This window comes from Chryseobacterium sp. Leaf394 (assembly GCF_001424105.1).
In the GTDB taxonomy this organism is placed as follows: domain Bacteria; phylum Bacteroidota; class Bacteroidia; order Flavobacteriales; family Weeksellaceae; genus Chryseobacterium.
On sequence record NZ_LMQH01000012.1, the window covers coordinates 384,308 to 410,905 of the forward strand.

At 38.5% G+C, this 26,598-nt stretch carries 25 protein-coding genes; 18 read left to right on the forward strand and 7 right to left on the reverse strand.

What is annotated here, in order from left to right:
- The first annotated feature begins 60 nt into the window (after positions 1 to 60).
- From ricT to ASG21_RS17320, 5 genes are all read left to right on the forward strand, one after another.
- Entirely contained in the window at positions 61 to 1,578 is a 1,518-nt protein-coding gene (gene ricT / locus ASG21_RS17300) for a regulatory iron-sulfur-containing complex subunit RicT (protein WP_056083527.1), read from the forward strand.
- Positions 1,571 to 2,032, forward strand: coding sequence for a gliding motility lipoprotein GldH (locus ASG21_RS17305; protein ID WP_056083531.1), 462 nt, complete (start codon positions 1,571 to 1,573; stop codon positions 2,030 to 2,032). The genes ricT and ASG21_RS17305 overlap by 8 nt, the downstream gene beginning before the upstream one ends.
- Before the next feature lie 6 nt (positions 2,033 to 2,038).
- A complete protein-coding gene (locus tag ASG21_RS17310; protein WP_056083534.1) occupies positions 2,039 to 4,414 on the forward strand; it encodes a transglycosylase domain-containing protein in 2,376 nt (791 codons plus the stop codon).
- A 77-nt stretch (positions 4,415 to 4,491) separates the two neighbouring features.
- The gene (locus ASG21_RS17315; RefSeq protein ID WP_056083537.1) at positions 4,492 to 6,036 is read left to right on the forward strand and encodes a protein adenylyltransferase SelO family protein; all 1,545 of its coding nucleotides are present in this window, start codon (positions 4,492 to 4,494) and stop codon (positions 6,034 to 6,036) included.
- 69 nt (positions 6,037 to 6,105) lie between these two features.
- Positions 6,106 to 7,377, forward strand: coding sequence for a DUF6080 domain-containing protein (locus ASG21_RS17320; protein ID WP_082482464.1), 1,272 nt, complete (start codon positions 6,106 to 6,108; stop codon positions 7,375 to 7,377).
- Between the two features lie 57 nt (positions 7,378 to 7,434).
- Here the strand turns inward: ASG21_RS17320 and ASG21_RS17325 are convergent, their stop codons facing one another.
- A complete protein-coding gene (locus ASG21_RS17325; protein WP_056083540.1) occupies positions 7,435 to 7,968 on the reverse strand; it encodes a hypothetical protein in 534 nt (177 codons plus the stop codon).
- 185 nt (positions 7,969 to 8,153) lie between these two features.
- Between ASG21_RS17325 and ASG21_RS17330 the strand changes: the two genes are divergently transcribed.
- From ASG21_RS17330 to ribH, 11 genes are all read left to right on the forward strand, one after another.
- Entirely contained in the window at positions 8,154 to 9,518 is a 1,365-nt protein-coding gene (locus tag ASG21_RS17330) for a c-type cytochrome (RefSeq protein WP_056083542.1), read from the forward strand.
- Positions 9,519 to 9,541: 23 nt separating this feature from the next.
- A complete protein-coding gene (locus ASG21_RS17335; protein WP_056083546.1) occupies positions 9,542 to 12,613 on the forward strand; it encodes a TAT-variant-translocated molybdopterin oxidoreductase in 3,072 nt (1,023 codons plus the stop codon).
- A 26-nt stretch (positions 12,614 to 12,639) separates the two neighbouring features.
- Positions 12,640 to 14,037 (forward strand): NrfD/PsrC family molybdoenzyme membrane anchor subunit, encoded by a 1,398-nt coding sequence (nrfD, locus tag ASG21_RS17340; protein WP_056083549.1) that lies wholly within the window; start codon positions 12,640 to 12,642, stop codon positions 14,035 to 14,037.
- On the forward strand, positions 14,024 to 14,545 hold the full coding sequence (locus ASG21_RS17345; protein WP_056083551.1) for a DUF3341 domain-containing protein: 522 nt from the start codon (positions 14,024 to 14,026) through the stop codon (positions 14,543 to 14,545). The genes nrfD and ASG21_RS17345 overlap by 14 nt, the downstream gene beginning before the upstream one ends.
- Positions 14,538 to 15,239 (forward strand): cytochrome c, encoded by a 702-nt coding sequence (locus ASG21_RS17350; protein ID WP_056083554.1) that lies wholly within the window; start codon positions 14,538 to 14,540, stop codon positions 15,237 to 15,239. The genes ASG21_RS17345 and ASG21_RS17350 overlap by 8 nt, the downstream gene beginning before the upstream one ends.
- 8 nt (positions 15,240 to 15,247) lie before the next feature.
- Positions 15,248 to 16,579, forward strand: a complete 1,332-nt coding sequence (locus tag ASG21_RS17355) for a hypothetical protein (protein WP_056083557.1) — start codon at positions 15,248 to 15,250, stop codon at positions 16,577 to 16,579.
- A 261-nt stretch (positions 16,580 to 16,840) separates the two neighbouring features.
- Entirely contained in the window at positions 16,841 to 17,857 is a 1,017-nt protein-coding gene (locus ASG21_RS17360; RefSeq protein ID WP_056083559.1) for a hypothetical protein, read from the forward strand.
- Positions 17,858 to 17,985: 128 nt separating this feature from the next.
- A complete protein-coding gene (locus tag ASG21_RS17365; protein WP_056083561.1) occupies positions 17,986 to 19,164 on the forward strand; it encodes an NTF2-like N-terminal transpeptidase in 1,179 nt (392 codons plus the stop codon).
- Positions 19,164 to 19,700, forward strand: a complete 537-nt coding sequence (locus ASG21_RS17370) for an adenine phosphoribosyltransferase (RefSeq protein WP_056083564.1) — start codon at positions 19,164 to 19,166, stop codon at positions 19,698 to 19,700. The genes ASG21_RS17365 and ASG21_RS17370 overlap by 1 nt, the downstream gene beginning before the upstream one ends.
- Before the next feature lie 82 nt (positions 19,701 to 19,782).
- The gene (locus ASG21_RS17375) at positions 19,783 to 20,493 is read left to right on the forward strand and encodes a tetratricopeptide repeat protein (protein ID WP_056083567.1); all 711 of its coding nucleotides are present in this window, start codon (positions 19,783 to 19,785) and stop codon (positions 20,491 to 20,493) included.
- Between the two features lie 3 nt (positions 20,494 to 20,496).
- A complete protein-coding gene (ribH, locus tag ASG21_RS17380) occupies positions 20,497 to 21,012 on the forward strand; it encodes a 6,7-dimethyl-8-ribityllumazine synthase (protein ID WP_056083570.1) in 516 nt (171 codons plus the stop codon).
- A 31-nt stretch (positions 21,013 to 21,043) separates the two neighbouring features.
- On the opposite strand, the gene ASG21_RS17385 is transcribed toward ribH, so the two are convergent.
- Genes ASG21_RS17385 through ASG21_RS17395 form a run of 3 tightly spaced genes read right to left on the reverse strand, consistent with a single transcriptional unit; the run spans position 21,044 to position 22,872 of the window.
- Complete coding sequence (locus ASG21_RS17385) at positions 21,044 to 22,204, reverse strand: glutathionylspermidine synthase family protein (RefSeq protein ID WP_056083573.1); 1,161 nt, start codon at positions 22,202 to 22,204, stop codon at positions 21,044 to 21,046.
- A gap of 9 nt (positions 22,205 to 22,213) precedes the next feature.
- The gene (locus tag ASG21_RS17390) at positions 22,214 to 22,546 is read right to left on the reverse strand and encodes a hypothetical protein (RefSeq protein WP_056083577.1); all 333 of its coding nucleotides are present in this window, start codon (positions 22,544 to 22,546) and stop codon (positions 22,214 to 22,216) included.
- Entirely contained in the window at positions 22,546 to 22,872 is a 327-nt protein-coding gene (locus ASG21_RS17395) for a hypothetical protein (protein ID WP_056083579.1), read from the reverse strand. The genes ASG21_RS17390 and ASG21_RS17395 overlap by 1 nt, the downstream gene beginning before the upstream one ends.
- A gap of 64 nt (positions 22,873 to 22,936) precedes the next feature.
- Here ASG21_RS17395 and ASG21_RS17400 point away from each other — a divergent pair, with 64 nt between their 5' ends.
- Positions 22,937 to 23,785 (forward strand): neutral zinc metallopeptidase, encoded by an 849-nt coding sequence (locus tag ASG21_RS17400; protein ID WP_056083584.1) that lies wholly within the window; start codon positions 22,937 to 22,939, stop codon positions 23,783 to 23,785.
- A 212-nt stretch (positions 23,786 to 23,997) separates the two neighbouring features.
- Entirely contained in the window at positions 23,998 to 24,756 is a 759-nt protein-coding gene (locus ASG21_RS17405) for a type III pantothenate kinase (protein WP_056083589.1), read from the forward strand.
- 95 nt (positions 24,757 to 24,851) lie between these two features.
- Here ASG21_RS17405 and ASG21_RS17410 read toward each other — a convergent pair whose 3' ends face one another.
- The 3 genes from ASG21_RS17410 to ASG21_RS17420 all read right to left on the reverse strand — a co-directional run bounded on the left by ASG21_RS17410 (position 24,852) and on the right by ASG21_RS17420 (position 26,540).
- Positions 24,852 to 25,286, reverse strand: a complete 435-nt coding sequence (locus tag ASG21_RS17410; protein ID WP_056083592.1) for a nucleoside deaminase — start codon at positions 25,284 to 25,286, stop codon at positions 24,852 to 24,854.
- A gap of 55 nt (positions 25,287 to 25,341) precedes the next feature.
- Positions 25,342 to 25,890: a DUF3575 domain-containing protein gene (locus ASG21_RS17415; RefSeq protein ID WP_056083595.1), complete on the reverse strand. Its 549-nt coding sequence runs from the start codon at positions 25,888 to 25,890 to the stop codon at positions 25,342 to 25,344.
- Positions 25,891 to 25,958: 68 nt separating this feature from the next.
- Positions 25,959 to 26,540, reverse strand: coding sequence for a hypothetical protein (locus tag ASG21_RS17420; protein WP_241773524.1), 582 nt, complete (start codon positions 26,538 to 26,540; stop codon positions 25,959 to 25,961).
- Positions 26,541 to 26,598 lie beyond the last annotated feature (58 nt).

Consider the following 26,598-nt stretch of genomic DNA (forward strand, 5'->3'; position numbering starts at 1 on the left):
TTTTGGAATTGTGTAAAAATAAAAATCGATAAATTTGCAAATTAAATTAATATACAATATATGAGTTGTGGATGTAAAACGTCCGGCGATTCTACCCATTCGTGCGGACCTAAAAAAACCGCCAGTGGCTGCGAAAGTGTAAATACCTGTGGTAATAGTTATAAATTAAGTGTTTTCGACTGGTTGTCTAACGTTCAAAATCCTACATCAGAACGATGTGACTTTGTGGAAGTTAGATTTAAAAATGAAAGGAAAGCATTTTTTAAAAATGTAAACAGTGTTCCTTTACATATAGGTAGCGTAGTAACGGTAGAATCAAGCCCCGGGCATGATGTGGGCGTAGTAAGTCTCACCGGTGAATTGGTAAAGATTCAGATGAAAAAAAAGAGAGCTCCCGAAGATGTTGCTCTTAAAATATACAGACAGGCCAACCAAAAGGACCTCGAAGTATGGCAGGAAGCCAGAAAAAAGGAAGAAACCATCAAGGTTGAAGCCAGAAAAATCTCTCACAGACTTGGTCTTGAGATGAAAATAACTGATGTTGAATACCAGGGAGACGGCTCAAAGGTAACTTTTTACTATACTGCAGAAAGCAGAGTGGATTTCAGACTTTTGATTAAGGAATATGCATCAGCATTCCGTACAAAGATTGATATGAAACAGATTGGTTTCCGTCAGGAAGCTGCAAAAGTGGGAGGAATCGGATCTTGTGGAAGAGAATTGTGCTGTTCAACATGGTTAACAGATTTTAGATCGGTTAATACAAACGTTGCAAGATACCAGCAGCTGAGCATCAACCCGCAGAAACTGGCAGGCCAGTGTGGAAAATTAAAGTGCTGTCTTAACTACGAGCTCGACAGTTATCTGGATGCCTTAAGCCATTTTCCATCTTCTTCAACAACATTAGACACTGAAAAAGGAAGAGCTTTCTGTATAAAAATCGACGTTTTCAAAAAGAAAATGTGGTTCGCCTACGTAGATAATTCTATGGCGTGGTACGATTTCGATATCGATTTGGTTAAAGAACTGATTGCCAAGAACAAGAAAGGTGAAAAAGCACCTCCGCTTGAAGATCTTAAAATACCTGAACTCTCAGTAACATCGGTAGATCTTATTCAGGAGAACAGTGTTGACCGTTTTGAAAAGAAAGGCAGAAACAACAGAAACCGAAACTCAAATCCGGGACAGGGCAGTAATCAAAACAGAAACAGCGGACAGAAAAACAAACCCCGTGGTGAAAGAACGGACCGTCCGGAAAGAACTGAACGCCCTCAGAGACCTGAACGCACTGAGAGACCTGAACGTAATGAACGTCCTGCAGAAGATAAAAATACTGAAAGAAATTCAGGCAGAAATCAGCAAAACAGGAATCAGAACAATCAAAATCAAAACAATCCGCGACCTCAGAAAAATCAGCCGCCAAAGGGTCAGAATGAAAAAACTGAACGTCCGGAAAAAGTGGTAAAGGTGGAAAATGCAGTAAATTCTGACAAGCCTAAACCTCAGAATCCTAATCCGAACAAAAAGAATTTTAAGAAGAAATATCCTCCAAAAAAAGACAACAACAATAATGCATAAATTTTTAGGTTTATTATTTTTTGCCCTGTTCATCAGCTGTGGCTCTTCATCGGAAGACGTCATTATGAATCCCGTAAACGGAAAATGGAACAGAAAAACAGTGCAGAAATATAATGTGAGTATTTCTGATAATCAAAATCCTAAAAATATTATATTTGTTGTGAGAAACAACGATAGTTATCCTTACAGCAATCTCAGATTTATTGTTGATTTCAAGGATCTTCAGAACAAAAAAAGTAATGTTGACACTTTAAATTACATTCTTGCAAAGCCCAACGGCGAGTGGCTGGGAACTGGTTTTGGAGATACTAAGGAGACTTTGTTTCTGTATAAAGTAAACTACAGATTTCCGAAAAACGGAAAGTATGAGATCAATGTGACGCAGGCTATGAGAAATGATAATCTGCCGGGTATTGAAGATTTAGGAATTAAAGTAGAAACGGCAAAACCGTAATCATACATGGAAGAAAATAAAAACATTTCCGGAGGCAAAGGGAAAACTTTTCCGCTTCCGCCTAAAAAAAAGAAAGATACCCGCTGGAAAAGAGGAGTGAAATTCGTCTGGATCGGTTTCTTAGCTGTTGTTTTAGGAATTTCAGGTTTATTCTTTGCAGTTTCCCAAGGATTTTTGGGAGAAATGCCGGATGTGAAAGAGCTTGAAAATCCCGATATTTTTGTGGCTTCAGAAATCATCTCATCAGACGGCGTGGTTTTAGGTAAATTTGAAAAAGAGAAAACACAGCCAATTACATATCAGGAGCTTCCTCCTTATCTTATCTATGCATTGCAGGCAAAAGAAGACGAGCGTTTTTCTGAGCACTCAGGAATCGATTTGCAGTCTGTTGTAAGAGCCGTTGCATACGGAGGTAAGCGTGGTGGTGGATCTACGATTACGCAGCAGCTTGCCAAACTTTTATTTACAGGAACTGCTTCCAGAAATAAAATACAGAGAGGTACCCAAAAACTGAAAGAATGGGTAGTTGCTGTAAGTTTGGAAAAAAGATATACCAAGCAGGAAATTATTGAGCTTTATTTCAATAAATTTGATTTCCTTTTTAATGCCAACGGTATTGAGATGGCATCTAAAATTTACTTTAATAAAAAGACTTCTGAGCTTACTCTTCCGGAAGCTGCAACCTTTGTAGCAATGCTGGAAAACCCGAACAAAAACAACCCACACAGATATCCAGAAAAAGCAAAAGAAAGAAGAAACGTTGTTTTGGAGCAGATGCTTAAGACAGGATATATCGACAACGGAACTTATCAGAAAGCGATAGAAACTCCTGTTGTGGTAGATTATCATCCTATCAAAGATGTTACACAGGGATATTCAGCCTATTTCAAATCTTATCTGAAAAAAGAAATAGATAAATATCTTGACGATTACGAAAAAGAAACAGGAAAAAAACTGAATCTTTATAAAGACGGATTAAAAATCTACGTTACTCTGGATTCTAAAATGCAGAAATACGCCGAAGAATCAATCAAAGAACACCTTACCGATCTTCAGAAAAGATTTGATGCCGAGCAGAACAGAAGGAAAAACAGACCTTTCTACTATCTTAACGATGAGCAGGTAAACAATGTGATGATGCAGGCAGTGAAGAGAACCGGAAGATACAGACTTCTGAAAGCTGAAAATATGCCGGAAGATTCTATCATGATGGAATTCCACAAGCCTATTAAAATGTCAAGATTTACATGGAATGGCGAAGAAGAAGTTGAGATGTCTCCATGGGACTCCATCAGATGGCACAAACAGGTTGCTCAGGCAGGTTTGATGTCTGTGGTTCCCGGAACAGGTGAAATCAAAGCATGGGTAGGTGGTATCGACTGGCAGCACTTCCAGTACGATCACATCAAGCAGGGAAAAAGACAGGTAGGATCTACCTTCAAACCTTTTGTTTATGCGACAGCAATTATGAAACTGGGAATGACACCTTGTTCGGTAGTTTCCAACGGAACATTTACCAAAGGAAGCTACAGTGTACCGGGACGTGGTGGAATGCTGACATTAAAAGATGCATTGGCACACTCTCAAAACCCTGTTGCACTTCGTCTTGCTGAAATGGCAGGAACACAGAGTGTTATTCAGACTGCACGGGATTTAGGTGTAACTCAGGATATTTCTACGAGTTTACCGATGGCTTTAGGTGCTTCAGATATTACAATCTACGAAATGGTGGGTGCTTACAGTACTTTTGCCAACTACGGAAACTACAACAAACCGGAGATGATCTGGAGAATTGAAGATGCCAACAACAGAGTTATCAAGGAAATTAATGCTGAGCCTAAAGAGGTAATGAATCCTAATTACGCATACACCATGATTGAATTGATGAAAGGTGTTGCACAATACGGAACCGCTTCAGGAGAATTGGGAAGAAAAGGAATTTCTAAAGCAGTTGAAATTGCAGGTAAAACCGGAACAACTCAGAACAACTCAGACGGTTGGTTTATGGGAATCACTCCAAAATTAGCTACCGGTGCATGGGTAGGATGGGAAGACAGAGCCACCCACTTTCTCGGAACCGGTGAAGGTCAGGGTGCGAAAATGGCATTGCCGATCTGGGCTATCTTTATGAAGAAAGTTTGGGCAGACAAGTCTCTGAAAATCTCACCTGATGACAAATTCGTAAAACCGTCAGAATGGAAAGACGGATGCAGCAATCTTAAAGGTTTAAGTTCAGGATACGGTGATGAAGGCGGATTACAGACCATAGACGAGATCAAAAATCCGAAACCTGCCGACAACACGACTAAACAACCCGGCAGAAAAGAAGAAAATGTAAACGAGAATCTTAATAAGTCTGAAGAAATCGACTTTAATAAATAAGAATACTCAACTGTAACTATAGAGACCTTCCATATTGGGAGGTCTTTTTTTATGAAGTTTTTGGTTAATTTTGAAATATGAATCTCGATCAGATAAAACAACCTTTCACAGAACATTTTCCGGGAGATTTTTCCGGAGACACCATGCAGCGGCAGACACCAAAAATACTTTTCTCAACTGTTGAACCTTCAGGTTTTGAAAATCCAGAACTGATTTTGTTTAATCAAAAATTATCTGATGAAATCGGTCTCGGTCAGTTTAATGAAAAATCTGATCTAAATTTTCTTGTCGGTACAGATTTGCCTGAAAATGTAAAAACATACGCAACTGCCTACGCCGGACATCAGTTTGGAAACTGGGCAGGACAACTCGGTGATGGGCGCGCCATTTTTGCAGGAGAAATTGAAAATAAAGAAGGTGAAAAAAATGAAATCCAGTGGAAGGGTGCCGGTGCCACGCCGTATTCAAGACACGCAGACGGAAGAGCTGTCCTGAGATCATCCGTCCGGGAATATCTGATGAGTGAAGCGATGTTTCACTTAAAAGTTCCGACTACAAGAGCTTTAAGTTTGGCATTGTCCGGAGAAAGTGTAGTCCGCGACATCATGTACAGCGGAAATCCTCAATACGAAAAGGGAGCAGTGGTCATCAGAACAGCCGAAAGCTTTTTAAGATTCGGACACTTTGAACTTCTTGCCGCACAGATAGAAACAGATACTTTAAAAAAATTACTTGATTTCACTGTTAAAAATTATATCCCCGAAATAAAATCTGAGGGCGAACAGAAATATCAGGAATTCTTTAAAACAGTTTGTACAAAAACTGCCGATTTGATGGTTGAATGGTATCGCGTGGGCTTTGTACATGGTGTGATGAATACCGATAACATGTCGGTTTTAGGTCTCAGTATCGACTTTGGCCCATATTCAATGTTGGATGAGTATGATTTGAATTTCACCCCAAACACCACAGATTTGCCGGGCAGAAGATATGCTTTCGGAAAGCAGGGACAGATTGCCCAGTGGAACTTGTGGCAGCTTGCCAATTCGCTGTTTCAGGTGATTGAAGATGAAAAATTTTTAGAAAAAACCTTAAACGAATTTGGAACTTACTTCTGGAAAAAGCATGATGAAATGTTGTGCAGAAAATTCGGTTTTGAAAAACTGATTTCCGGCGATGATGATTTCTTTTCACAATGGCAAAGCCTGATGCAGGAACTTTCATTAGATTACACCCTGTTTTTTAATCAACTTGAAAGTCATTTAAACCAAAAAACAACTTCTGAACAGCTTCAGAAAATTTCTTATGGATTAATCGACGAAGAAAAGTTTGAAAAATTCAACAGTTTTTTGTCTGAATATGAAAAGAGATTATCTCAAAACTCAATTTCTTCCGAGGAATCTAAAAAACTGATGCAGGAAAATAATCCGAAATTCACTTTAAGAAATTATCTTTTGTACCAATGCATCGAAGAGCTTGAACAGGGCAAAAGAGATCTACTTGAAAAACTGATTACCGCTTTAGAAAACCCTTACGAAGAAAAATTCCCCGAATTTTCAGTGAAAAGACCTGATGGTTTTGAAGGTGTAGCGGGCTGTTCGATGCTTTCGTGCAGTTCATAATTAAATTTAAACCTCGAAGACTTCGGTAAAGACTTTTGTAAATCCTATTTTTGCAGAAATTTATACTGAATGTCTATCAAATCAAAACTCATTCACTTTTTTAAAATGATTTTTCCTTCCACTCTAATGGAATTGGGAATTTTCATTTTTTTTCTTGCAGCTTACGGGATTTTCGGGACTTTTCTGGCTCAGCATTACAAAATTGTTTTCGACAGCCGAATTCCGTGGGACGCCTATTTCAGTTTTGATAACAAAGCGATTGTGATGACGGGTGGAAGCTTTGAAAGGCATCCGCTTTCGTGGTATTTTTTCAACTGGATCAGAGAATTTATTTTCCTTTTCACCAACGGGAAAATGGGAATGGAATTCAGACTCTTTCTGGTCTGGATCAGCAATTTTATTGTGAGTTTAAGCATTGTTCAGGTTTATAAATATTTAAAAAACATTGTTCAGACACCGCTTTTCATCAATTTGCTTCTGGTCTTGTTCTTCAGTTTATTTTCAACGTGCATTCTTTTATCATTCACACCGGAGACTTACACCTACACTCTGCTTTTGCTCACGGCATTCAACTATTATTCAGCTGTAAAACTCAAAAATGACGGCAAAATTTCAGGACTTTCACTGGTTTTGGGATCAACGGTTGTGGGAGGTTTGACGGTCACGAATATTGTTAAGATTTTCATCCCTGTTTTATTTGAAAAAGATGTTTTTAAAAACTGGAAAAAATTTGGATTTGCCGCGCTGAGAGTCGGGATTTCATGTGTCATTTTTATTTTGCTGTATTTAAACAGAATCAGTTTTAAGTATGAAAATATTCTTTCTAAATCTGGTGAGCAGTATGAAAAGTTTTCGAATGTAAATTCCACTCCGGTTTGGGATATGGTTTATTCTTACTTTTTTGGCGGAAATATTCTGTTCCCAAGTTTCTTTATCAGAGAAAAACACAATATGCAGGGTTTTTATTACAAAGCTTTGTTCATGGATGTGTACACTTCTGCTGTTCCGTATATTTTCATCGGATTACTGCTTGTTTTGATATTCTGGAGTTATTTTAAAAATTTCAAAAACAAACTCGTGCAGATTCTGATGATTTCTTTTGCTGTTGACATCGCAATTCACTGCATTTTCAGATTTGGCCTTCATACTTCCTATATTTACGGCGGTCACTTTGTTTTTGTCTATCCAATGATTTTGGGATGGCTGTTTTTCATTTACAGAAATCAGCCTAAAACACTTTCATTTTTAGCTTGCTCAATCTTTATTATGACCCTGTATTTAGGTTTAAATAATTTTTACCGGATGACAGAATTTTTCGATTTTGTAAACCGGTATTATTAACAAAAAAAACGTCTGCAATCAACACTGCAGACGTTTTTATTTTTAAGTTAAATTTTTCTATTTCGCTTCAGAACAGAAGATTCTGTACTGAACTGAGGTAGCAGATTTAAAATATTCCCTTACTCTTGAAAGATCGCTTGAAGCACTCTGTTTAGAGAAATAACTTCCAGCTAAAATTTTATAGTTTGGTCTTAAAGAGGCATCAGTTTCCACTTTCAGATTAGGAAATCTCTTTCTGAAATAGGCTTTTACCTCATTGGCCTCTTCATTCGATTTTACAGTAGTAATAAGAATTTTAAAACCTAAAATCCTTGGGTTTTTTGCACAGATTTCAGCTTTTGTCAGTTCACGGTTCGGAACATATATTTTAGCGGGTTTTTTCACTTCGCTGTCCGGATCTTCAAAAGATTTGCCGTAGGTTGATTTCTCGCAACGCTCTTCCAGATTGCCCAAAGCATCGCTCACTTTAGAATCCATCGTCAAAACAAGCTCAGTTCCGGAGATCGTATCTTTCTTTACAACTTGCTGTGCATCAACAGTATTAATACCACATAAGGCAAGAACAGAAAATGTCGCAATAATTTTTTTCATTTAAAACCTTGTTTCTGCAAAGTTATAAATAATAAAAAACATAGCAAGCAAGGTTATTTAGAATAGTTACAAATTAAACGGAAATGACATTTTACCTTTTACAGCAGTCGTTAAAATCTTCTTAAAAATCTTATTTTTGCGGGATTGATTACAAATTCAATAATTACTAATATAAGATAATTTAAATGATTAGTTGGAGAAAGCATTACAAAAAAACGTTGATTGCAATTGGTATGTTGCTGTCGACAAGTGCTTCAATTTACGGGCAAGATGGCGATCCTAAAGCAGGTGAGACACTTTTCAAAGCAAATTGTACAGCATGTCACGCTTTAGACAAGCAGGTAGTAGGACCGGCACTGAAAGGTGTTGTAGAACGACTGAAGTCTGAGCAGGGCCTGGATACAGAATGGCTTCATAAGTGGATTAAAGACAACAAGGCACTTAGAGCTTCCGGCGATAAGTATGCCAATGAGGTCTTTGAAAAATTCAATAAGACTGAAATGCAGGTCTTTCCAAATCTTTCAGATGCGGATATTGATAACATCTTAGCTTATACAACTAATCCTCCTGTAGAAGAGCCAAAACCTGCAGCTGGTGCAGGTGCAGCCAACGCAGACGGAACTGCAGCCGCAGCTCCTGTTGATAAAAGCGTTACAACAATCATGATTATATCACTTTTGGCAATTGCCGGACTTTTAGTCTGGATTTTGTTGAAATTGAGACAATTGGTAAAATTAGGTCAGTCTGACGAATTATCTGATTACAATCAGTCTAAAGTAAAATCTTTCAGCGAAATCTACGAGAAATACCACATGGTAGGTAAAGGCCTTCTTGCAGTTCTTGCAATCCTTGCTGCTTACGGTGTTTGGAACTGGATTATGTGGATTGGTGTTTACAAAGGATATAAGCCAGAGCAACCGATTTATTTCTCTCACAAAATTCACGCAGGAGAACAGAAAATCGACTGTCAGCTTTGTCACTCAAGTGCAAAATACGGTAAGGTTTCTGAAATCCCTTCAATGAACGTTTGTATGAACTGTCACAGAACAATTTCTGAGTATAAAGGTAAATACATGGAGCCAGGAAAAGACAAAGCATTCTACGACGGAGAAATCCAGAAGATTTATGCTGCTACCGGATGGGATCCTGCTGCACAGAAATACACAGGAAAAACAGAACCTGTAGAATGGACGAGAATTCACAATATGCCTGATTTCGTTTACTTCAACCACTCACAGCACGTTGTTGCCGGAGAAAAAGCGATCATCAATTCTTTCAACAAGAAGAATCCTGACAGCAAAATCGATGTAGTCTGTAAAGCATGTCACGGTAAAATTGATACCATGAACGTTGTACAGATGGCAAATGATTTCACAATGGGATGGTGTATCGAATGTCACAGAACTACGGAAATAGATATGACCAACGGTTATAATAAAGATTACTTCAAAAATCTACACGATAAGTTGAAAAAACAATATCCTCAGGATGGTGGTAAGATCACTGTAGATGCAATTGGAGGTCTTGAGTGCGGTAAATGTCATTATTAATAACTAAAAAATTAGAAGTATAAATGGCTTCAAATAAAATACAATTCAGAAGTATTCACGAACTTAAAGACCCTGCCTTAAACGGTAAGCTGGCTCTTAAAGAGTTCCAGGAAGAAATTCCGGTAGAAGATTTTCTCGACAAAGCGGAAACCAGCGATGCAAGTACAACCAGAAGAGATTTCTTAAAACTTTTAGGTTTCTCAACAGCTGCGGTAACTTTAGCGGCTTGTGAAGCTCCGGTAATCAAAACGATTCCTTATGTAGTAAAGCCACACGATATTATTCCTGGGGTACCCAATTACTACGCTTCAACATATTTTGACGGTTTCGATTTCGCAAGTGTTTTGGTAAAAACCAGAGAAGGACGACCAATCAAAATTGATCCGAACCCGGCAGCAGGCGATTTAGGTAAAACTAATGCTAGAGCTCAGGCAGCAGTACTTTCACTGTATGACAATGATAAAGTAAAGCAGCCGAAACTAGATGGGAAAGACGAAACTTTCGATAAAGTTGATGATTTCGTTATTAAAGGATTAAATGAGGCTCAGGCTTCAGGTAAAAAGATTGTTCTTTTATCTCAGTCTTTCGCTTCACCTACATTCAAAAAATTATTTGCTGAATTTAAAGCAAAATATCCGACTGCAGAGTTGGTAACTTACGATGCTTTCCCTCACAACGCAGCTTTAGATGCAGCTCAGGAAGTATTCGGAACAAGAGCTTTACCGGTGTATGACCTTAAAGGTTCAGAATTGGTAGTAGCTTTCCAGGCAGACTTCTTAGGAGATTTTAATGCTTCAAGCCTTGAAACTTCTTACGCTGCTGCAAGAACTCCGGGAGCAACGATGTTGAGACACATTCAGGTTGAATCTAATATGTCTTTAACCGGTGCAAACGCCGATTCAAGATACAGATTAAAGCCAAGTGCTGTAAACAAAACTTTAGTTGAAGTTTACAATGCTATCGTTGGAGGAACTGCTCCGGCTGATAAAACAGCAGCAGAAATCGTAAAAGAACTTCAGGCTAAAGGAAGCAAAGCTTTAGTTTTGGCTGACGGTTCTAAAGCGGCTCAGGTTTTAGCTCATTTAATCAATCAGAAATTAGGTTCTGTAGCTTTCACAGGTAAAGCAAACTTCCTTAAGGAATTTGACAAAGCAAGATTTGAAGAATTCTTAGGATGGGTAAACGGCGGACAGGTTGGTGTTTTAATCACAAACAATGTAGATCCGATTTACTCCTACCACAAAGGTCAGGATTTCAAAAAATCTTTGGCAAAAGTACCGTACATCGTTGCTGTTGCTGATAAGAAAAACGAAATGTACAAAGCAGCGAAAGCTGTGATTCCTGTAGCCAACTGGTTGGAATCATGGGGAGATATGGAACCTCAGACAGGTGCCTACACATTAATGCAGCCAACAATCCAGAAAATCTACAAATCAAGACAGATTGAAGAGTCTTTATTGGTTTGGAAGAATGGAAAAAACAATGCTGCTAATAACTATTACGATTATTTAAAAGCAAATGCAGGTTCTCTTTTAGGAGGAACTTCATTCAACAAAGCTTTATATAACGGTTTTGTAGCTTCTACAAATTCAACTATGCTTTCTTACGCTGGCGGAAACGCTGGTCAGGCTTTAGCAGAATTAGGAAACTTCAAACCTGCTGAATTAGAATTGGTATTGTATACCAAAACTGCGATGGGAGACGGAACTCAGGCAAACAACCCTTGGTTGCAGGAATTACCGGATCCTATTACAAGAATGTCTTGGGATAACTACCTTACCATTTCTCCTAAAGATGCTGAAAAGTTTGAGATTAAAAATGATCTTAACGCAAGAATGCAGCTGGACGGTTCTTACGTAAACCTTACAGTAAACGGAGTAAAATTAGAAAACGTTCCTGTATTTGTACAGCCGGGTCAGGCAGAAGGATCTGTAGGTCTTGCGCTTGGTTACGGAAAGAAAAATTCCGGAGCTACTGCTGATACAGGAGTAAATGCTTATCCTTTATTTGATGGATCAAACCTAGTTCTTTCCGGTGTAAAAATCGATAAGACGGGAGAAGACCACGAATTTGCGGGAGTACAGCTTCAGAATACTTTAATGGGCCGTTACGAAATCGCAAGAGAAGTTCCTCTGGCAGATTTCATCAAAGTACCTTTCGATGATGAGCACAAAGGATGGAACAAGCCTTTGGAATATCACACCATCAGCGGAGCACTTCCTGCAGCTAAAATCGACCTTTGGGATGCTTTTGATGATACAGACGGACCTCACTTCAACTTATCTGTTGACCTGAACTCTTGTACTGGTTGTGGAGCATGTATCATTGCTTGTCAGGCTGAGAACAACGTTCCTGTAGTAGGAAAAGAAGAGATCAGAATGTCTAGAGATATGTATTGGTTGAGAATTGACCGTTACTATTCTTCAAAAGAAACTTTAACTGTTTATGACGGTCTTGCACAAGATAAAGCTGTTCCTGAATTATACGGAAGCAAAGTTCTTGGAATTGAAGGTTCTTTGGAAAATCCAGCTGAAAATCCTGATGTGATCTTCCAGCCGGTAATGTGTCAGCACTGTAACCACGCACCTTGTGAAACTGTTTGTCCGGTAGCGGCAACATCACACGGTAAGCAGGGACAGAACCACATGGCTTATAACAGATGTATCGGTACAAGATACTGTGCAAACAACTGTCCTTATAAAGTAAGACGTTTCAACTGGTTTACTTATAACTTAAATGACCGTTTTGATTTTAATCAGAATAACGATTTAGGTAGAATGGTATTGAATCCGGATGTTGTTGTAAGAACAAGAGGGGTAATGGAGAAATGTTCTATGTGTATCCAGGAAACTCAGGCTACAATTTTAGCTGCGAAGAGAGAGAACAGAAGAGTAACAGACAACGAATTTAAAAATTCTTGTGCCTGTGCAGCTGCTTGTTCTACCGGAGCAATGACATTTGGAGACATGAATGACAAAGAATCTGAAGTTAGAAAGCTGTACAGCAGCAACAGAAGATATCATTTACTTGAAGAGATCGGCACAAAACCAAACGTGTTCTATCACACTAAAGTAAGAAACAGAGTAGAAAAATAAAGTTATAAATAATAAATAGGTAAAAAATGTCAGGACATTACGAAGCTCCGATAAGAGAACCTCTAATTATTGGTCACAAAACTTATCACGATATCACTGAAGATATTGCACGACCTATCGAAGAAAGAGCAGGAAAACTATGGTGGATTTCACTATATGCAGCCTTAGTTCTTTTCATCTACGGATTCGGCTGTATCGCATACACTATCGGAACAGGTATTGGATCATGGGGGCTTAACAGAACTATTAACTGGGGTTGGGATATTACCAACTTCGTATGGTGGGTAGGTATTGGTCACGCCGGTACTCTAATCTCAGCAGTATTATTATTATTTAGACAGAGATGGAGAATGTCTGTAAACAGATCTGCAGAGGCGATGACGATCTTTGCGGTTGTACAGGCAGCTTTGTTCCCGGTAATTCACATGGGTAGAGTTTGGGTAGGATACTGGGTTTTCCCTCTTCCTAACCAGTTTGGTACACTTTGGACCAACTTCAACTCACCACTATTCTGGGACGTATTTGCAATCTCAACTTATTTCTCAGTATCTACCGTATTCTGGTTCATAGGTTTGATTCCTGACTTTGCAATGATCAGAGACAGAGCAAAAACTCCTTGGACTAAAAAAATCTATACATTACTGTCTTTCGGATGGGGTGGAAAAGCAAAACACTGGCAGAGATTTGAAGAGGTATCTTTGGTTCTTGCAGGTTTGGCAACACCGCTTGTATTCTCGGTACACACTACGGTATCTTTTGACTTCGCAACTTCGGTTATTAAAGGATGGCACTCTACGATCTATCCTCCTTACTTCGTTGCGGGTGCTATCTTCTCAGGATTTGCAATGGTACAGACGCTATTGTTAATCGCAAGAAAAGTTTGTCACCTTGAAGATTACATTACTATGTATCATATCGAAATTATGAACATCGTAATCGTATTGACTGGCGGTATGGTAACTGTAGCTTACGCAACTGAATATTTCATCGGATGGTATTCCGGTTCAAGATACGAAGACTTTACTTATCTTTCTCCGGGTGCTGCAGTAGGACCTTACTGGTGGGCATTCTGGGCATTGATTATCTGTAACCTTGTTGTTCCTGCATTATTCTGGTTCAAGAGAGTAAGAACAAACATCATTGCAACATTTATTATTGCTTTAATTATCAACATCGGTATGTGGTTTGAGCGTTTTGACATCATTGTAATCAACCTTTCGAGAGATTACCTTCCAGGATCTTGGACGATGTTTAAACCAACCATCATTGACGTTGGAGTATATTTAGGAACAATCGGATTCTTCTCTGTATTATTCTTATTATATGCAAGAACATTCCCTGTAATTGCACAGGCTGAATTGAAGAGTATCTTAAAAATTTCAGGTGAAACCTATAAAGTAAAAGAAGGAGATGAGCACCACTAAAATTGTATACGGACTTTATGCTGATGACGACGATTTAATGAACGGCGTTAAAGCATTCAACGATAAAGGGATCTCTATAAACGAAGTTTATACTCCTTTCCCGGTTCACGGCCTTGATAAAGCTTTGGGATTAAAGAAAACAAGAATTTCTGATGCCGCATTTATCTTTGCTCTTTATGGTGTAACCATTGGTATTACTTTATCATGGTACATCATGAACCACGACTGGCCACAGAATATCGGTGGTAAGCCGGCATTCACTTGGGTGAATAACTTCCCTGCTTTCATCGACCCGATGTTTGAACTGATGGTTTTCTGTACGGCTCACATGATGTCATTAACCTTCTTTGTAAGAAATAAAATGTATCCTGGAGCTCCGGCACAGAATCCTGATCCGAGAACTACTGACGATAAATTCTTAATGGAATTTGTAACAGACGATGTGGAATCTGTAAAGCAGCTTCTTATTGAGACCGGTGTAGAAGAGATAACTGTAAAAGATGCTTAAGATGAAGAATAATATTTTAAAAATTACAGCCGTTTTAGGTCTTTCAGCAGCATTGTTTACTTCATGCGGACCAAAAGACAGTACGCCTTTGGTATATTTTCCGGATATGTATTTTCCTGTAGCTTACGATCCTTTGATGAAGGCTCAGGATGCTTATTCAGATCATGAAAACGAAATTCCTGCTTTTGTAAAAAATAACGGTGCAACAGGTCTTTCTCCTGTAGAAGGATCAGTTGCTCAGAATAAAGACGGAATTTTCGCTGAAGGTAAACTTCCAAAAAATCCGGATGAGTATAATGCAGGTTATGATGCTTCAAAAGCAGTAACAACATCACCATTGAATCCTGCAAACGCCGAAAAAGATATCGAAAGAGGAAAATTCTTATTTGAGCGTACCTGCGCTGCCTGTCATGGTACAGGAGGTGATGGTCAGGGTCCAATCGTACAGAGCGGAGCTTACGCCGGTGTACCAAATTATGCAGACAGAGAAGTCACTGTAGGATCTGTGCATTATGTATTAACAAACGGTAGAAATGCCATGGGATCTTATGCAGGACAGCTGAACCCTGGCGACAGATGGAGAGTGGCAATGTATGTGATGAATGCTTTCAAAAAAGGAGCACCGGCACCTGCAGCAACTCCGGCGGCTACGCCAGCAGCAACAACTACTGAATCTACTGAAACTAAAAAATAAGAAAAGAAATGTATAGTTTTTCACCAAAATTAAAATCAACTTCTCTCATACTTCTTGTTGTAGGTTTGGTTCTTTTCATAGCCGGTTATTTCCTGAATAGCGGTTTATCTACTGAGAAAATTCAGCACATGATGCATGAAGTACACGCTTCAGGTCATGATGCACCTACGCACTCAAGCCAGCAGGTGGGTCCGCAGGACGAGCAGGCTCATCTTGAGCACGCAACAATGCAGATTCACAATTCGCCTTTGGCATCTATTCACTTTGTAGCTGTATTTTTCTTCGGAATCAGTGCTGCAGTATTGTTTTTCTACTGTATTCAGCACGCAGCTCATGCTGGATGGCCAATTATCATCACGAGAGTAATGGAAGCTATTGCTTCATACATTCCTTTCGGTGGAGCAATCCTGATTGTGATTATGTTACTTAACATTTTCCACCAGGGACATTTATTCCACTGGATGGATCCGGATTTAACAGATCCTACATCAGCACACTTTGATGTAATCCTTTTTGAAAAGAAAATTTTCCTGAATATTCCTTTCTACGCGATCAGAACATTTATCTATGTTTGTGGAGCATCATTCTTTGCATGGAAACTTAAGGCACAGTCTAAAAAAGTAGACGATACAAAATCTTTGGTTGAGTATCAGTTCCTTTACAGATGGGCAGTTGGTTACATTGCATTCTTCGGATTTGCTTCTGCAGCATGGGCTTGGGACTGGTTGATGTCTATTGACCCTCACTGGTATTCTACAATGTATATCTGGTATTCAATGGTAAGCTGTCTTTCAAGTGGTGTTGCGGTTATTATTTTACTAAGTGTTTATCTTAAGAAAAATGGTTTCCTTCCACAGTTTAATGACAATCACTTACACGATTTAGGAGTTTTCCTTTTCGCTACAAGTTTACTTTGGACGTATACATGGTTTGCACAGTTCATGTTGTACTGGTACGCAAACATTCCTGAAGAGGTAAATTATTTCTTCGGAAGATTCCAGCACTATTCGCCTACTTTCCTTCCTATGTTGGTATTCAACTTCCTTTTACCTTTATTGGTATTGGTAAGCAGCAGCATCAAGAGAAATTACAAAGTGGTAACTACAATGGCCTGCATCGTTATCTTCGGTCACCTTTTAGATTACTTCAATATGGTAATGCCGGGAACAGTTGGTCCTTTCTGGAAAACACCTGAATTACTTTTATTGGTAGCAGGAGCGGTATTGTTTGTAGTTGGACTGTTTATGTTTACTGTGCTTTCTGCATTGTCTAAACTGAAACTGATTCCTACAGGTAACCCTTACCTTCACGAATCTGAAATCTACGAATATCCTTTCTAAGGTTTCGTCACAGAATATATTACAAAAGACTGATCTTCGGATCAGTCTTTTTTGTTATGAATATTTGAGTGGATATTGGAAGATGGATGCTGGAAGTTATCCATCGCTCACAATGAAAACTTATTTTTGTACTCTTAACAAAAAATAAATCTCCCGTAACAAAAACTAAATTGAGAGCACTCATTAAATAATTATAAATTCAAGACAACTATTCCGGATTTTCTTCGTCTTTATAATAAATATTAAAAAAACAAATAAACTATGAATTTCAAAATTAAAACTTCCTTTCTGCTGCTTTTTGTGCTGAACTTTTTCTTTGCCCAAACCATTACTTTCGTTTCTGAAAGAAGCGGACAACCACTTACCAAAGTTTCTGTTTTCGGCAAAGACGGAAATATTCTCGGCTTTTCTGACATTGATGGTAAAATTGAAAAATCTGCTGTTAAACCTGAACAGGAAAAATTTAAACTTATCTATGACAATTTGGTATTGGCAGAACTTTCTTATGCAGAAATCAATAAAGATGTTGTAAAACTAAATGATAAAGTAAAAGAAATAGAAGCTGTAGTCATTAAAAAATCAAAACCCGCCAAATATCTTTTCATCAAAGGAAATTTTAATGCTTATGTGACGGTCAACAATATGCTTAACTGCTATGTAGACGGTGTTGCAACCTATGTTTTCGACAATAAAACAAGAAAGGTTAAAGACATTCATGTTGAGCAGTACAGGATTTTCCGTCTTGAAAGTGCTACCAATGAGAAGAAAGAAACAGGATCGTGGGATTACAACTCGTGGATGGAAATGCCAAAAATGAAGAATGTAGGAAATTATGAAGACTATCAGACAAGAAGATTTAAAATAAAAGAACTTAAAGGCACATTCAAAGACGAGATTGAAGTTACGGGAGAGGCATTTCAGGAAAAAGAACTTTCTTTCCTGGGCTACAGAATCTATGACCTCAGATCAGTCATGAACCTTTCATTTGAAAAAGAATCAAAAAAACAGCTGAGAGATTTTACAGAATATAACGAGATTATGTACATAAAACTGAAGCACAAAAGCGAGGCTGACTATAATCAGGTGATTGTCTACAAAAATTTTCACCCAACAGAACTCGATTATGCCGATAAAGATAATGTGCAAGAAGTAAAATACAACAAAAACCAAAGCAACTACAGCACAAAATACTGGGAAGAGCCTTCATTTCCGAATATGCAGACTGTTTTCAGTTCATTCTTTAAAGATGATTTAAAGGAAAAACAAAACGCCAAATAAAAAACGCTCATATAAAAGGTTTTATTTAAATTTGCAACAAACCACCATCCATTGAAATCGCTGTAATTTGGAGAAACAAACATGATATAGCGATTGCATGTGGCCAGGAAAAAAATAAATACGTACATATGAAAAAGGTTAGATTCTTTTTACTGATTGCCGGTCTCGCACTTCTTACATCGTGTAAGAAAGACCATGTAGACGCAAGTTCCACACAGTCTTTGCAGTCGAGCATTAACGATATGACGTCGAGTCTGAACACACTGCAGCAGATTAAATTTAATGAAGCTTTATACGTACTCAAAACTTTCGGTGTAGAGGCTGAAGGTGACATTAATGAACTGAAAGCATTAGGCAAACTGATTGACGGTAAAAAAGTACCTGAAATTCTTTCTCTCGCCGATCAGGTGGCACAGAAAAACAATATGGACTGGACGAGCACAGCTCCGCCATCTTTAGGTGAAATGGATATTTTCGGAGATCTCAATCCGAAAGAAGTAGATTCAAATGACGTGCGTGCCAGCTCTGTAAATCTTATCACAAAATATTCCGGAGACACGGGAAGCGGCCCGACTGCCGTACAGATCATCCCGAAACTGGTAGATGCATCCGGAAATCCGGTTTCTTTCAGTGGTGCCACTTTGGAGACTACTCTGGAAGTTTTCAATAATGGTGTAAAACTGTCTACCGCAAAAAATATCATGCTGGATAATAATTTTAAAGGATTTTATTTAAAATTTTCTTCGCTTTCGGCAGAAAGGGTGAACGATGGTAAAATTGATATCACCGTATCAGTAAAAACCTCTGCGAAGACTTTAAAAATGACAAAAATCGGCTTGGATGTCAATCCTTCCGCTTTAAAAATGCCGGCACCGCCAAAAGTAGATTCCACAGCGATTACAGAACCAACTTTCCCGGATGTAACCACACCAACAGGAACACCTACAGATCCTTCAACAACAACTCCTGCTACACCAAAACAACCTACTGCAGACCCAAAATCTACAGTAAATAAATTTTTGAATAATGTAAGTTCTCAAAATCTGAAAGCCGCATTTGACGCATCAAGCAACCCAAGTTGGGGAAGTTATGATGCTTTTTCAAATCCTACCTCAGGTTTTGGAGCAGTGAAAAATGTTTCCGTAAAAAATATAAGTACGAATGCATCAACGCCAAATTCTGCAAGCGTGAATGCTACTTACGATGTCACCGATAAAAGCGGAAAAACAACCGCTCTGAAAGTAACTTTCGGATTGAAAAACGTAAACGGAGACTGGAAAATTTCAAGCTATAAAATCAATCCTTAATGGCGTCTCAGGAACTTGTAAAGAGATTAAACCAGACCATAGAAAATATTCCTGATTTTCCTATTGACGGAATTCAGTTTAAAGATATTTCCACCATTTTTCTCGATCATCAGCTTTACAAAGATGTGATCGCAGATTTTGTACAGTTCAGCAAAGGAAAAATCGATGCAGTCTGCGGAATTGAAAGCCGTGGTTATCTGTTTGGAATTGCGATTGCCACAGCACTTGAAGTTCCATTCATTTTAATCAGAAAAGCAGGAAAACTGCCCCCGCCGGTCATTTCAGAAAGCTATGACCTCGAGTACGGAAGTGCCGTGATTGAAACCCGTGAAGGTCAGATTAAAAAAGGACAGCGCATTTTGATTCACGACGATCTCCTGGCAACGGGCGGAACTACCGAAGCTGCTGCAAAACTGGTTGAAAAACAAGGTGCAGAAGTCTCGCAGTGCAGCTTTCTGATTGGTTTAAAAGACCTTAAAGGAGATGAAAAATTAAAGAAATTCAATGCGGAAATTTACCGCACTTTAGAATATTAAAATTTAAAACTAATAATACTCGCAAAGTATTTTGTAAATCATTCAGAAACAATTAAATTTGCAGTTCAATTTTTAAGAATTTATGGCAAAATTGGGAAATAAGGCTCCGAACGAGCAGGAAGGTAAAGAAACAGTGGAATTCTTTAAAGACCTTGACAGAGAAGCTTTAAACACAGAAAGATTCCTTGAAAAATATTCAAAACCGTTAGGTATTGCTTTTGGTGTATTGGTTTTAGGCGTATTAGGATTTTTCGGATACCAGCAGTTTGTGGTAGCTCCAAAAAATGCTGAGGCAGTAAAAACCTATCTTTCTGCACAGAAAAATCTTACAGAAGGTAAAGATAAAGAAGCCTTAGGTGGAAAATCTGCAGCAAATCCGGGATTTTTAGGTACTTACAACGAGTATTCTTCTACTAAAGTTGGTAAACTGGCTGGTTACAACGCGGCTCTTTTAAAATTCAAGGAAGGAAAATTTCAGGAAGCTTACGATCTGATGGACAAATTTTCTTCAGACAATAAGACTTTAGAGGCAATGAAATATGGTGTAATGGCAGATGCACAGTCTGGTTTGAACAAAAATACTGAAGCTTTAAGCCTTTTAGACAAAGCAGTTTCTGCATCAAATGACCCTTATACAACGTATTATTTTACAAGAAAAGCAGGTATTTTGGCTTTAGGTTTAAAGAAAAATGCAGAGGCTAAAAAATATTTTACTACAATTGACGAAAAATACCAGGATTACGACAACGGAATGTCTGATTCTTACATTGAAATGTCTAAATATTTAAACTAAAACATGGCAACAGTTAATCTTTCAGATTACAAGCCACTTCATATATCCAATGCCGAAGATTTTTCTATCGGCATTGTTTTTTCTGAGTGGAATGACTTTGTAACTTACAACCTTCGTGATGCAGCGCTTGAAATTCTTGAAAAAGAAGGCGTAAAAAAAGAAAACATAAAACTATACTCAGTTCCCGGAGCTTTTGAACTGAATTATGCGAGCATGCAGCTTTGCAAAGAGCGTAAGTTTGATGCTGTAATTTCAATCGGATGCGTTATCCGTGGAGAAACGCCTCATTTTGATTTTGTGTGTGACGCAGTAGCGCAAGGAATTAAAGACTGTAATATCCTGACCGATACTCCAACTATTTTCTGCGTTTTAACTGACGATACCAAGGAGCAATCGATCGCAAGAAGTGGCGGCGATCTTGGTAACAAAGGTGTGGAAGCGGCAGTGACGGCTTTAAGAATGATTGATTTTAAAAAGAATCTTTCAGAGAAAAAAGGAGATATTGGTTTTGGGAAATAAAACGGAATATATTTGAATAACAAAGGAGCTTTTACAGCTCCTTTTCCTTTATATACAGTTTATTCTGATCAATTAAATGCGGCACAAACCGGCTTTGATTATTCGTAATTAAATTGACACTTTCCCTGATTCCGATTCCGGCAGATTCCTGACCGATGACCCAGCTTCCGATGACAGGATAATTTCCTTCAAAATTGGGAAGTTCAAACAACTGCTGATAGATGAAACCGTTTTTGGCATAATCGCCTTCATTTTTCTCTACCAAAACACTGTTTTTGTGCAGGCTCACATTCGCTCCTTCTCTGGAATAGATTGGTTTTTTAACGAAATCCGTCAGAGTTCTCTGTTCAAAATAAGATTCTAAAAGATAAGGATGGTTTGGGTACATTTCCCAGAGAATCGGCAAAATAGCTTTTGAGGAAAGAAGAATTTTCCAGGCAGGCTCCATCCATTGAGATCTGAAATTATTTTTAACCAGTTTTTCGCCAAAACCGTCATCCAGAATCCATTCGTAAGGATAAAGTTTAAAAATATATTCCATTACACTTCGGTCAGCTGCAATGAATTCTCCTGCATCTTCTGCCCAGCCGATGTCCTGAACGGGAATAAACTCTGTTTCAAAACCGGCTTGTGTAGCACAGTCGCGCAGATATTCCACATTGGTGACGTCTTCAATATTCGTTAATGATGCAAAATAAATATAATGCGGATTCATGTACTTTTTAAGATACGTCCAGTAATCCACCAGTTTTTCATGGATTGAATTGAACTGATCTTTCCCCGGAAACATTTCCTGCAGCCAATACCACTGAATCACCGATGCTTCATAAAGAGAGGTCGGCGTATCGGCATTAAACTCAAGAAGTTTTAAATTTTTTCCGTCAAAGCCAAAGTCAAATCTTCCGTAGATTGACGGATGATCTTCTTCCCAGCTCGTCACAATATATTTTCTGAAATATTCAGGAATATTAAACCGGTCCCAAAGGTTTTTATCAATCACATAATCTACAGCTTCAAGACACATCTGCCATAATTCCGCAGTTGCCCGTTCAATTGTATTGATTTCATCCATTGAAAATTCATAGTAATGACTTTCATCCCAATAGAGATCTTCCATAGAATGATAGCCAAAACCAAGGTTTTCAAGCTTATGTTCCCAGTTTTTTCTGAATGATGAGGCGATTCTTTTCATTTTTAAATTCTAAGATGATGCACGGAAACCGCTTCTGCCCAGTCCGCCTCTTATTACATTTCCCTTGTGCGTGCTTCTCCCGATATTTGATTTTGAGCTGATGGCATCACTGTAATATCCTGACCTTTGATAAGCTCCGTTGCTGTAAGCTCCATACGGACGGAAGGCGTGGTACAGCAAAAATCCTGTCATAAAACCATGCGTCGGAGAATAGGAAGCTGTGGTATCTGACCGCATATACACTTTTTTCTCATTTTGCGCCTGTCCTTTTGGTGGCTCCTGCGAGCAGGCGGCTAGAATTCCGGTAACGAAAAGGAGCTTTATAGATTTCGATTTCTTCATTACTGTACGGTGATATAAAATTCGTAATCCTTTTTCACTTTTGTGCTGTGCTCATTTCCGTTTTCATCTTCTACAACCTGCAGAGAGTCTCCCAGCGCAGGAATTGTATCCCTTTTAATAATTTCTCGGAAGAGTTTATTGTCTTTCCAGATCTTATGTTTGGTAATCAGAACATCAGCGGTATCGATATGCTGTACAGAAAGTTCAGTTTCCACAGAAGATTTTTTGTCTACATTTTGTACCTCATCTTCTTTTTCTTCAGTATCATCACAAGCCGTTGCCGTAATTAAACCAAAAATTAAAAGACATAATTTAAATTTTCTCACTTTAGTTATATTTTTCTACAAAAATATTATTTAAAATTCTAAATTTACCCAAAAAATTACAGATATGAAATGGACGAACGACAGAAGTGACAATGTAGACGACCGGAGAGGCCTCGGCGGCGGCGGAATGGCAGTAGGAGGTGGTCTTGGAACCATTATCATTGCAGCGATTGTTTTCTTCCTGGGAGGCGATCCTTCCGCGATTCTTTCTTCGGGAGGAGGCTCTACGCAGCAGACTGAACAGAGAGAACTTTCAAAAGAAGAGCTTAATGTAAGGAGCTTCATTCAGATGATTACCAAAGAGAACGAGCAAACCTGGACGGAGATTTTCGCCGAAAACAATATGCAGTATAAACCTGCAAAAGTAGTGTTGTTTGAGAGTGCAACTTCATCCGGCTGTGGAACGGCACAGGCTGCCATGGGACCTTTTTACTGCCCGGCAGACCAGTCGGTTTATATGGATATGAGTTTCTTTAAAGAACTTCAGACAAAGTTCGGAGCCAAAGTCACAGAATTTACGATTGCCTACGTAATGGCTCACGAAATGGGACATCACGTACAGAATCTATTAGGTGTTTTAAACGAAACCCATAACGCCAGACAGAGTGGCCGCTATTCTGAATCTGAGCTCAATAAAATTTCTGTAGCCACAGAACTTCAGGCCGATTTTTATGCCGGACTTTGGGCAAGATATTCCAACGAAAGAGAAAGTTTCTTAGAACCAGGCGATCTTGAGTCTGCCGTAGAAGCTGCAGAAGCAGTGGGCGACGATAATATCCAGAAAAGATCTCAGGGATATGTGAACCAGGAGAGCTTTACGCACGGTTCATCAGCACAGCGTAAAGAATGGTTTATGAAAGGCTATAACTCCGGAGATATTAAGCAGGGAAACACTTTCCAGCAACTGAGATAAACTTAAGAGAACTTTGATTAAATAATTTAAACCTGTGGAATGTAATACTTCACAGGTTTTTTTATGATTAAACTTTAAAAAAGCAGGATTGCAAAATTTTAAGATTGATAAGATGTCTTTAAAATTTGCATTTTTTCTACAGCAATTCCTTACTTTTAAACCGGAAAAATTAATATCAGCTTTTTGTAAGAGCTGCTGAATAAACAAAAAGTATGAATTCAATCGTAATCAACGTTGGCAACAGCAACATCAGATTCGGACTTTTTAATGGTGACAACTGCGAAATCTCGTGGGTCATCAATACAAAACCTTATCGTACAGCCGATGAGCTTCACGGCCAGATGCTGATTCTTTATCAAACCTATAAAGTTGATCCTGAAAAAATCAAAAAAATCATTATCGGTTCTGTAGTTCCGCAGCTGACCAGGGAAATAAGCTCCGCGATCAGGAAGATTCACGGAATCATGCCCATTATGGTCGACCGAAATACGCCTTCGGGAGTAGTAGCCAAGTCAAAACAAATGGGTACTGATATTTACGCCAACCTTGTGGCAGCACATAATATGTATCCGGACAGAAAAAAAATCGTTCTCGATTTTGGCACCGCGCTTACTGCCAGCTGCGTCGCTGAAAATGGAGAATGTCTGGGCGTAATTATTGCTCCGGGCATTGTGACGGCTTTGAATTCACTAATCAGTCAGACTGCTCAGCTTCCGGAAATAGAACTGGTAAAACCGAAATCTGTTTTGGGATTAGACACCGTTTCCTGCATGCAAAGCGGGATGGTTTATGGTTTTTTAGGAATGGTAGAGGGTTTCATCGACCGCATTAATGATGAAGTGAATGACGATTGTTTCGTCATCGCCACTGGAGGCGTTTCCCACGTTTACAAGCCATTGACTGATAAAATTCATCTTGCAGACAGGCTTCACACTTTGAAAGGACTGTACTTTTTAGGGAAAGATATTTAACTAAGGTTAAGGTTAAGGTTAAGGTTAAGGTTAAGGTTAAGGTTAAGGTTAAGGTTGAGTTTGAAAAGCTTTACATCTCAGCCTGAACCTAAGCCTCAACCTCTTTTCGATTTAAAAAACTCTTTTACAATCGCTGAACATTCATTTTCCATAATTCCGGAGACGATTTCTGTTTTGGGATGGAGGCTGAGTTTTTTGTTGATAAATCCCCGCTGTTCGTCCCTTGCTCCGATAACTACTTTCGAAATCTGCGACCAGCTCAATGCTCCCGAACACATGACACAGGGTTCTAAAGTGACATACAAAGTGCAGTTGATCAGATATTTTCCGCCCAGAAAATTGGCGGCGGAAGTAATTGCCTGCATTTCGGCATGGGCAGTAACATCGTTTAAGGTTTCGGTTAAATTATGAGCTCTTGCAATAATTCTGTCATTTGAAACGATCACGCAGCCAATCGGAACTTCATCTTTTTCAAACGCGAGTTCGGCTTCCTGAAAAGCCATTTTCATAAAATATTCGTCGGTAAACATAAAAAATAAAAGCTTAGTACAAAACTAAGCTTTTCAGGATATATTTTTATTATAATTAAAACCTGTAACCAATGCCGCCCATGATTTTTCCGGTAACAGGTTCGGAATAATCACTGTTTTCAGTTCCGAATCTTCTTGCGATACCTCCGCTTGCTTCTATTACTAACCTTTCTTTAATAATCCATTTACCACCAACACCAAAGCCAACACCTACAGTCGTAAATTTCTTTTCAGTATAATAAAAATTTCCGTTATTAAAGTAATCATACTGACTATAACTGTCAGTTGTTACAGGTACAAATCCTTCAAAAAAGAATCCCTGTGCATATTTTCTTCCCATATAATACCTGAAATACGGAGAAAACTGTTTGAAATCATCTACTTCGTCACTTAGCGTTACCATTGCATTTATCCCGACACCCATGTCTTTGTTGAGAATTCTTTCATAAGAAATATTGATCATTGGTACTGCAATGAGCAGAATAGGATCTACTACAATGTCATTTTTTCTCTGGGAACCGGATTCATTATTTGGATTAAGATCCTGTGCGAAAAGGTTTATTACTGAAAATAAAACCGTTAAAACTGTAAAAATCTTTTTCATGAAGTTTTTTTGCCAAAAATAAACATTCCCATGACATGGTGAAGTTTTTTTATGAATTTTAATTAATTTTAGTCAAATTTCAGACTTAATGGCAATTTAAAGCGGGATCTTACAGCGATTCCATTGATATAGGAGGGCGAAAATCTCTCTACAACAGAATATAATGCAATTTCAGCCTGTCTGTTGAGTGTGAAATTTTCCCCTTCAGCCTTTACATTAGAAATGCTTCCGTCTTTTTCAACGATAAATGCAATCTGAGTTTTAACATCTTTTATTTCAGAATAAACACCATCAGAATAAAAAAGATTGGCAACTTCCTGTCTCAAAGCATTAATGCCTCCCGGATAATCTGCGTTTTTATCGATAGTTTGCGGAAGATCCTGATGATTGTTAAGGTTCAATTTCAGTCCTTTGAAATGCTGTAAATCTTCAAGGTTTTTGGTTTTCAGAAGGGCGCCTATTAATGCAACATTTTCAATGCTGTCCATCTTTCTCATGAAGAGTTGAAAGTCATTTTTGATGGAAGCTTTCACGAAGTTGTTCTGTTCCTTGTCAAATTTCTTTTTGAACTCCTGATTCAGCATGCTTCTGTGTTGATTATAATAGGTTTTTACAGAACGGAAATCTTCCGTCTGCTGAGAAAAAACCATAGCTGAAAGGTTTAAAAAAAAGAAAATAAAATATTTCACAAAAGGTTATTTATGTAAA